At 56.2% G+C, this 7,400-nt stretch carries 7 protein-coding genes; 3 read left to right on the plus strand and 4 right to left on the minus strand.

Annotated features, from left to right (window positions below; genetic code table 11):
• Window positions 1-160: 160 nt before the first annotated feature.
• On the plus strand, window positions 161-1,912 hold the full coding sequence (locus tag IQ273_RS27980) for a glycosyltransferase family 39 protein (RefSeq protein WP_194026403.1): 1,752 nt from the start codon (window positions 161-163) through the stop codon (window positions 1,910-1,912).
• On the opposite strand, the gene IQ273_RS27985 is transcribed toward IQ273_RS27980, so the two are convergent.
• Window positions 1,868-2,926, minus strand: coding sequence for a glycosyltransferase family 4 protein (locus IQ273_RS27985; RefSeq protein ID WP_194026404.1), 1,059 nt, complete (start codon window positions 2,924-2,926; stop codon window positions 1,868-1,870). The two genes, IQ273_RS27980 and IQ273_RS27985, sit on opposite strands and share 45 nt — an antisense overlap.
• A gap of 375 nt (window positions 2,927-3,301) precedes the next feature.
• Window positions 3,302-4,585 (minus strand): serine hydroxymethyltransferase, encoded by a 1,284-nt coding sequence (gene glyA, locus IQ273_RS27990; protein WP_194026408.1) that lies wholly within the window; start codon window positions 4,583-4,585, stop codon window positions 3,302-3,304.
• Between the two features lie 473 nt (window positions 4,586-5,058).
• On the opposite strand from glyA, the gene crtB reads away from it, so the two are divergent.
• Both crtB and IQ273_RS28000 read left to right on the plus strand, forming a co-directional pair.
• The gene (gene crtB, locus IQ273_RS27995) at window positions 5,059-5,985 is read left to right on the plus strand and encodes a 15-cis-phytoene synthase CrtB (RefSeq protein ID WP_194026405.1); all 927 of its coding nucleotides are present in this window, start codon (window positions 5,059-5,061) and stop codon (window positions 5,983-5,985) included.
• Window positions 5,986-6,111: 126 nt separating this feature from the next.
• Window positions 6,112-6,582 (plus strand): thiol-disulfide oxidoreductase DCC family protein, encoded by a 471-nt coding sequence (locus IQ273_RS28000; RefSeq protein ID WP_194026406.1) that lies wholly within the window; start codon window positions 6,112-6,114, stop codon window positions 6,580-6,582.
• Window positions 6,583-6,698: 116 nt separating this feature from the next.
• On the opposite strand, the gene IQ273_RS28005 is transcribed toward IQ273_RS28000, so the two are convergent.
• Both IQ273_RS28005 and IQ273_RS28010 read right to left on the minus strand, forming a co-directional pair.
• Complete coding sequence (locus tag IQ273_RS28005; protein WP_194026407.1) at window positions 6,699-7,022, minus strand: DUF2973 domain-containing protein; 324 nt, start codon at window positions 7,020-7,022, stop codon at window positions 6,699-6,701.
• Between the two features lie 106 nt (window positions 7,023-7,128).
• Window positions 7,129-7,395, minus strand: a complete 267-nt coding sequence (locus IQ273_RS28010) for a TIGR02450 family Trp-rich protein (RefSeq protein ID WP_194026409.1) — start codon at window positions 7,393-7,395, stop codon at window positions 7,129-7,131.
• Window positions 7,396-7,400 lie beyond the last annotated feature (5 nt).

Consider the following 7,400-nt stretch of genomic DNA (forward strand, 5'->3'; position numbering starts at 1 on the left):
CATGGGGGGTGAGGGCGAAGGAAAGAGAGCTGGGGCGCAATAGTGTCATTATGACCATTGCAGGGGAGCCAAGAAAAGCCTGTCAGGCCTTTTGAAGGCATTCCCTGGCGAGTCATGTGTGGTTGATATTGCGTTGGTTGGTATATAGGGAGCAAGCCCGATGACAGGTTGGAGCAATGGTCAAAGACCCGCTTCTGGAGGCGATGGTCAAAAACCTGCCCTAAGGGGCGATCGCAAACCCGGCTGGGCCTCTGGGCTCCTGGCCCTGTTGCTGGGAGGCCTACTCTACCGCACTATCGTCGCATTCTGGATGCTGCCAGGTTTTGACGAAGCCTACTACTACCTCTACAGCCGCTACCTGAACTGGAGCTACTTTGACCATCCGCCCATCGTCGCGTTGACGACTGGAGTGGGCTGGTGGTTAACCGGAATTGTTTCACCCTTTACCCTGCGGTTGGGGGCGCTGGCGCTGTACTGCATCAGCCTGATATTTTTGTACCTAACGGCAGCACGCCTGTTTTCAGCGGCAGTCGGGCAAATGGCTGTAGCAATTGTCACCCTGATTCCGCTGTTTGCGATCGCCTTTGGCATTCTGACCTCTCCCGACAATGGGCTAAGTTTGTTTTGGAGCGCTACGCTGCTGGTGGCCGCTTGGGAGTTTTTCCCTGACCGTAGCCGCCTCGGTAACCACAGCCCGATTAAAGCTACCTACGTGCCCACCTGGCGCATCGCGCTGTTGGGTTTCACCGTAGCGTTGGCCTGCCTGAGCAAGTACCACGGCTTTGTGCTGGGCCTCAGCCTGGTGGGGTTTTGTGTGGTCTATCGCCCCTACCGCGCAGCGCTGCGATCGCCCTGGATCCTGCTCGCCATCGTCGTCTTTGGCCTCACCCTCTTTCCGCTTTGGTACTGGAACAGCCAGCACGACTGGATTTCCTTTCGCTTTCAGCTGGGCATGCGGTTTGATGGCAACACCGGCAGCAGCAGCTTTAGCCTGGGCCAAATGATGGGCTATTGGCTGCTATCGATCGTCTATTTGTTTCCCCTCTTTGGATTTCCGCTGTGGTGGGTAGCCGCCAAACAAAGCGGCAAACAGGCGTTGTTTTTGGTTTCCTCCAGCCCGAGCGGTGGCGAAGCCCAGGATCACTACAAGCAAGCCCTCATTCTCTGGCTGTCGCTGCCCATTATGCTGCTGTTTACCCTACTGGGAGGCAAGCAGCAGATTCTACCTGCCTGGCCCGCGCCTGGCTATTGGGGCATCAGCATTTTGCTGGCGGCCCAGGTGCTGGTCTGGCAGCGCCAGCGGCCTCGGCTGATTCGTCGCTGGCTGTGGGGCTCAGGGCTATTTTTGGCCTCGCTCTCGATGGTGGCGCTGCTGCACCTGCGGCTGGGCATTTTGCAGCAGCCCAGCACCTATGCCATTTGGGGTGGGCTAGTACCGGTTGAGCAAGATGGCTCTACCGAACTGCTCGACACCTCACAAATGCAGCGCCTGTTTGACGACAGGCCCGAGGTGAGGGCAGCCCTGGATGAGGTAGGCTTTGTTTTCACCAACGAATACTATTTGGGGGGCTATTTTGCTATGGCCATTCACCCCCTGGTCGACCTACCGGTGACCGCTTTTAGCCAAGACCCACGCGGTTTTGCCTTCTGGCATAACCCCCAAGACTGGGTAGGCCAAGACGGGCTGTACATGACGATCGATCGCTTCACCGAAACCGACGAAATTATCGATCGCTACCGCCCGCTCTTTGAGAGCATTGAGCCCCTAGCCATTGTTCCCCTGCGGCGGGGTGGGGCGGTAACTGAAACCATTCACGTCTATCGGGCCAACAACCTGCGTCAAGCCTACGAATATCCCTACGGTCCCTCAGCGAGTCCGCTGCCGCAGCCGCCAGCCGGTGTAGCTGAGTAAAGCCGTAGCCCCTAGAGCGTAGACCAGCCCGCTGGGAACACCGGCAAAGGCCAGGGCCAGACTGCCTGCCCACAGGGTAAGCACGTAGATAAATAGTACTGTCACGCGGTGGGAAAGCCCGGCCTGTAGCAGGCGGTGGTGTAAGTGACGCTTATCGGCCACAAAGGGCGACTTGCCAGCGCGCAGGCGATCTAGAATGACCGCCGACATATCCAAAATAGGCACAGCCAAAATTAGGTAGGGCAGCAGTACCGCCGCTGTCGTCACCGTCTTAACTAGGCCAATAACACCTACCCCAGCCAGCGTAAAGCCCATAAAGTAGGCTCCACCGTCGCCCATGAAGATCTTGGCCGGATTGAAGTTGTAGCGCAAGAAACCCAGGGCACCCCCGGCCAGGGCAGCGGCGATTAAAGCCGCAGCGGGCTGATTCATAAACAGGCTCACTACCAGCATGACCAGCGCCGCAATACCCGAGACACCGGCGGCCAAACCATCGAGGCCATCGATCCAATTGATGGCATTGGCCATGCCTACCAGCCATAAAACTGTCACCGGCAGGCTGATAAAGTCGGGCAGTTGGATCAACCCGTAGAAAGGAATGGTGAGGAAGTCGATGCTGACGCCTACATACCAAGCCATTGTGGCCACAACGGCCTGCATAAACAGACGACTAATCGGAGAAAGTCCAAACAGGTCGTCGGTCAGGCCGATCAGAAAGAACGCCAGCCCGCCTAGGGTAACGCCCCAAATTTGAAACTCTTGCGGCGGAGCGAGATGCTCACCAGTGGCATCGATAAACCCGCCTAAAGACCATACCGCCAGCAGTGCCAGCAGGGTACCCAGGAATATCGAGACTCCACCCAGTCGCACCATAGGCTTATCGTGCACCTTGCGACCACCGGGCTGGTCTACGCGCCCGCTTTTGAGGCCAATGCGGCGCACAATGGGCGTTGTGCCAAGCACCACCACGGCGGAGATACCAAAGGCCAGCACATGATAGAAAACGAACGGCATCCTCACCCCTCCTATTTTGAGAACCCGGAACTCAGCTGGTTGGGTTCTATTTCAGCAGCCTACTCTGCCTTGACGGCACCCTTTAACCCAGGACTATCCTAAGCGCTGAGCACCAAGGTATTAAAACTGAATCAGAGAGTATTCTGGCCCTAAACAGTCCATAGGATAGGCCGACTCTGCTAAATAAGCAAAAACTCCATGCAATTATGACAGATCATTAAGGTGTCACCCTAATTTTCTGCGACATTACATGGAGGAATCTGCGATCGAACTCGCTGGTATACCCAGATTTTTGGGAATTAGGGGTGTTAGGTATCAGGTTCAAGGTTTTAGGATCTGCCTGGCACCTCGAACCTGACACTTAATACCGTTCTTTTAGACTAAGGCGGGAACCAGCCCGCCTAGGTGGGCATAGAGGGGGAAGCGATCGCACAGTACCGCCACTCGCCTCTTGCAGTGCTCCGCCATCGTGGCGTCGTCTGGGTTGAGCAGGCGATCGGCAATGATGTCGGCGATTTCGGTAAATTCGGCTTCGCCCATGCCTCGGGTGGTCATGGCCGGAGACCCTAAGCGCAGCCCGCTGGTGACAAAGGGCGACTCAGGATCGTAGGGCACGGTGTTTTTATTGGCGGTAATGTTGACATCGCTGACTAGCTTGTCAGCCCGCTTGCCAGTCATGCCGATAGAGCGCAGGTCGACCAGAACCAGGTGGTTGTCGGTGCCGTCGGAGACGACCTTAATTCCCCGCTGCTGTAGCTGGGCTGCCAGCCGCTTGGCATTGGCAATCACCTGAACCGCATAGGTGCGAAACTCGGGCCTGAGAGCTTCGCCAAAGGCCACAGCCTTGGCGGCAATGACGTGCTCTAGGGGGCCGCCCTGGCTGCCTGGGAAGACCGCCTTGTCAAACTTTTTGCCCAGCTCGGCATCGCGGGTGAGAATTAAACCACCGCGAGGGCCGCGCAGGGTCTTGTGGGTGGTGGTAGTGACCACATCGCAATAGGGCAGGGGGTTGGGGTGCAGGCCAGCAGCTACTAGTCCGGCGATATGGGCGATGTCGGCCAGCAGGTAGGCTCCAACTTCGTCGGCGATCGCGCGAAAATTTTCAAAATCGATGGTGCGAGGATAGGCCGAATAGCCGCAGATAATCATCTTCGGGCGGTGTTCTAAGGCCAGGGTGCGGATTTGGTCGAAGTCGAGCTGTTCGGTGTCGCGGCTAACGCCGTACTGGCACACCTTAAACCACTTACCCGAGACATTGACGGGCGACCCATGGGTGAGGTGTCCGCCGTGGGAGAGATCCATACCCAAGATGGTATCGCCGGGTTCTAGCAGAGCCAGAAATACGGCGAAGTTAGCCTGTGCCCCCGAGTGGGGTTGAACGTTGGCATGGGCGGCCCCGAAGAGTTCTTTAGCGCGATCGATCGCCAGCTGTTCGGACTCATCGACGAAAGCGCAGCCACCGTAGTAGCGCTTGCCGGGCAAGCCCTCAGCATATTTATTTGTCAGTACCGACCCCTGGGCTGCCAGCACCGCTGCCGAGGTAAAGTTCTCGCTGGCAATCAGTTCCAAGTGGTCGCGCTGGCGCTGTAGCTCACGCTGCACAATGCTCGCCAGCAGCGGATCAGACTCTTGCAGAAAATCAAAGTTAGTTTGAGGCACGGGCAAGGCTCCCAACAATCGACAGATGTATACAGACAAAACGAGGGGGCTGGTCAGCGGATAGCCGATAGCCGGAATGCCTTTCCCTAGAGCATAGGCGACGGCTTGAACCCAGGCCACTTACCATTATCAATATCACGCCCTGCCATAGCGCGATGTCATTACGGTACAACCAACGTAGAGACCGAGACTATTGAGCAGTTTACACACAGTCTATTATCTTATCTGGATGGCTTTGAATTGGGTAGGGCAACTACGGACTCGCTAGTGGCAGACTGCACGGATTCAGAATTTACGGTCAAATGTTACGGATTGCAACATATAATCTTTAGAAACGGCGGGGGCAGGGTTGCTTCTGAGAATGGGCCGATTTCAACTGTTTTGCCAAAGTTGGGTGCAGTTGTGAGAGGCTAGGTTAAGCAGAATTGCCTGTAGTCGGTTTGAGATGTATATTCTCCAGGTTTGGGTCATTAATGCTGCAACTGACGGATTCCCCCCCCATCCAATCCCTATCCTCCGTTGAGGACGCCTATGAGGTGTGTCGGCGCGTCACGGCTAAGTATTCCAAGACGTTCTACACCGGCACCATGCTGATGGCTCCGGCTAAACGGCGCGCCATTTGGGCGATATACGTCTGGTGCCGCCGGACCGATGAACTTGTGGATGGGCCGCAGGCGCAGTTTACTAGCGAAAAAACCCTTGACCGCTGGGAGGCCCAGCTAGAGTCAATCTTTGCGGGTTGCCCTGTCGATGACGAGGATGTGGCTCTAGTCGACACCCTGGAGCAGTTTCCCCTCGATATTCAGCCCTTTCGCGACATGATTGCGGGACAGCGGATGGATTTGCATCGCTCTCGCTACGATACTTTTGAGGATTTAGAACTCTACTGCTACCGGGTGGCGGGCACCGTAGGGCTGATGTCGACTACGGTAATGGGCATTGATACCCAGCTACAAACAGCCCCCTGGAGCCAGCAGCAGCAGCTTGACCCCACTCCCCAGGCGATCGCGCTAGGCATTGCCAACCAGCTCACCAACATTCTGCGCGACGTGGGCGAAGATGCCCGCAGGGGCCGTATTTATCTGCCCCTAGCCGACCTGGCGGCCTTTGACTACACCGAGACCGACCTGATAGCTGGTGTCGTTGACGATCGCTGGCGAGCCCTGATGGCTTTTCAGATCGATCGCGCTCGTCGGTTTTATACCGAAGCAGAGAGCGGCATTGGGCTGCTGAGTGAAGATGCCCGCTGGCCGGTGTGGTCGGCTTTGGCCCTCTACCGTCAAATTTTGGACGTGATTGAAGAAAACAACTACGACGTTTTTACCCAACGGGCCTTTGTGCCCTCGCTGCGTAAGCTCTTAACCCTGCCACGTACTTTGCTCAAGGCGCGGGTGCTCTAGGCTAAGTGCATAGGCAGGCTTAGATCGGTGAATAGCCGACCCTTCCAATCAGGGCAAAGCACCGCAAGTTTTATTAAGATATGTGTAGAGCCTTCGGGCTTACATCTTTACCTTGCGCTGCCTGCCATGACGACCACCGCCCCTTCTGCTGCTGAAGTACCAAACACCACCGCTTGGAAAATTAAGCTGCTTTACGACGGCGACTGCCCCCTCTGCCTGCGAGAGGTGAATTTTTTGCGCAAAAAAGACGGCGGACGTGGCCTGGTTGCCTTTACTGACATCGCGGCCGATGACTACAGCCCCGAAGACAACGGCGGCGTTGACTTTGCCACAGCCATGGGCCGTATTCACGCCGTTCTGCCCAATGGCACAACGATTAAAAACGTAGAGGTCTTTCGCCAGGTATATGCCGTGCTCGGCTTGGGCTGGGTTTATGCCCCTACTGGGTGGCCTCTCATTGGCCCTCTGGTGGACTGGATTTATGGCATTTGGGCCAACTGGCGGTTGGCGATGACCGGCAGACCTAGCCTAAAGACTATCTTGGCAGAGCGAGAGGCGCTGTTAGGGGAAGGGTGCAGCGATCGCTGCCAAGTTTGAGATACAACGCCTGTCCAAATCAGCTAGTTGACAAATAAAAGCAGATAAAAAAGCCGAGTTTTTGCTGAAGCAAGAACTCGGCTTTTTTGAGGTTAATTGCTTTGAGTTACGCTCAGCTACTCAGGTTCGGAACCGCTTTCTTCGGTCTCGTCGAGAGAACTGCCGGTGCCATCGTAGAGGGCGTCGAGTTGCTCACGAGCATCTTTGACCGAAATTGATCGCATCACCAGCAGCGGCTCGCGAATGACGTGGCCATCTTGATCGAGCAGTTCGGGGTGGGGCATTGGGCCATCGCCCTGGGTAGCCTGCGGGCCACCGTAGGACCGAGACGATTGGGGATTGCGGGCATTGCTGCCGAGCAAAACTAGGTTTCTGACCAGATTTGCGATCGCCATAATGGCCAGAACCGCAAATGCAATGATATAAACGACGTGCCACATAGCTGCTGTCCTCTGGCCAACCTTTGCCTCTATTGACTTTAGCGCGTTTCAGGGTCTCGTGCTGTGTCAGCCCCAAAACCTGAGTCTTAACTCGCCTAGCCTGTATCTAGTTTAACCAAAATTCTTCTGCTTCAGCCTCAGCCATAGGGTTGCTCAGCGGTTGCCAACCCGGCTGCCAGAGCGATGGATTCTTCAGCTGCTTGGCATTCACCCAGAGCCGCACCGTTGGGTCACAGGAGGCAACCAGTTCGGCAAACACCCACTGGCCCTCCTGCTTGCGGTTAGCCACCTGAAAATGCCGCCAGCCCTCAGTCTTTTGGCGAGCCGTCCATTTGGAGCCGAGCAGGTGGGGGTATTTTTGTTTGCGAGGCATGGGGG

The sequence above is a fragment of the Nodosilinea sp. LEGE 07298 genome (assembly GCF_015207265.1).
Taxonomy (GTDB): Bacteria; Cyanobacteriota; Cyanobacteriia; order Phormidesmidales; family Phormidesmidaceae; genus Nodosilinea.

Bases quoted from the DNA above. Each gene is read 5' to 3' on its own strand.
- crtB (WP_194026405.1), top strand. From the start codon at position 5,059: ATGCTGCAACTGACGGATTCCCCCCCCATCCAATCCCTATCCTCCGTT.
- IQ273_RS27980 (WP_194026403.1), top strand. From the start codon at position 161: ATGACAGGTTGGAGCAATGGTCAAAGACCCGCTTCTGGAGGCGATGGT.
- IQ273_RS28010 (WP_194026409.1), bottom strand. From the start codon at position 7,395: ATGCCTCGCAAACAAAAATACCCCCACCTGCTCGGCTCCAAATGGACG.
- IQ273_RS28005 (WP_194026407.1), bottom strand. From the start codon at position 7,022: ATGTGGCACGTCGTTTATATCATTGCATTTGCGGTTCTGGCCATTATG.
- IQ273_RS28000 (WP_194026406.1), top strand. From the start codon at position 6,112: ATGACGACCACCGCCCCTTCTGCTGCTGAAGTACCAAACACCACCGCT.
- IQ273_RS27985 (WP_194026404.1), bottom strand. From the start codon at position 2,926: ATGCCGTTCGTTTTCTATCATGTGCTGGCCTTTGGTATCTCCGCCGTG.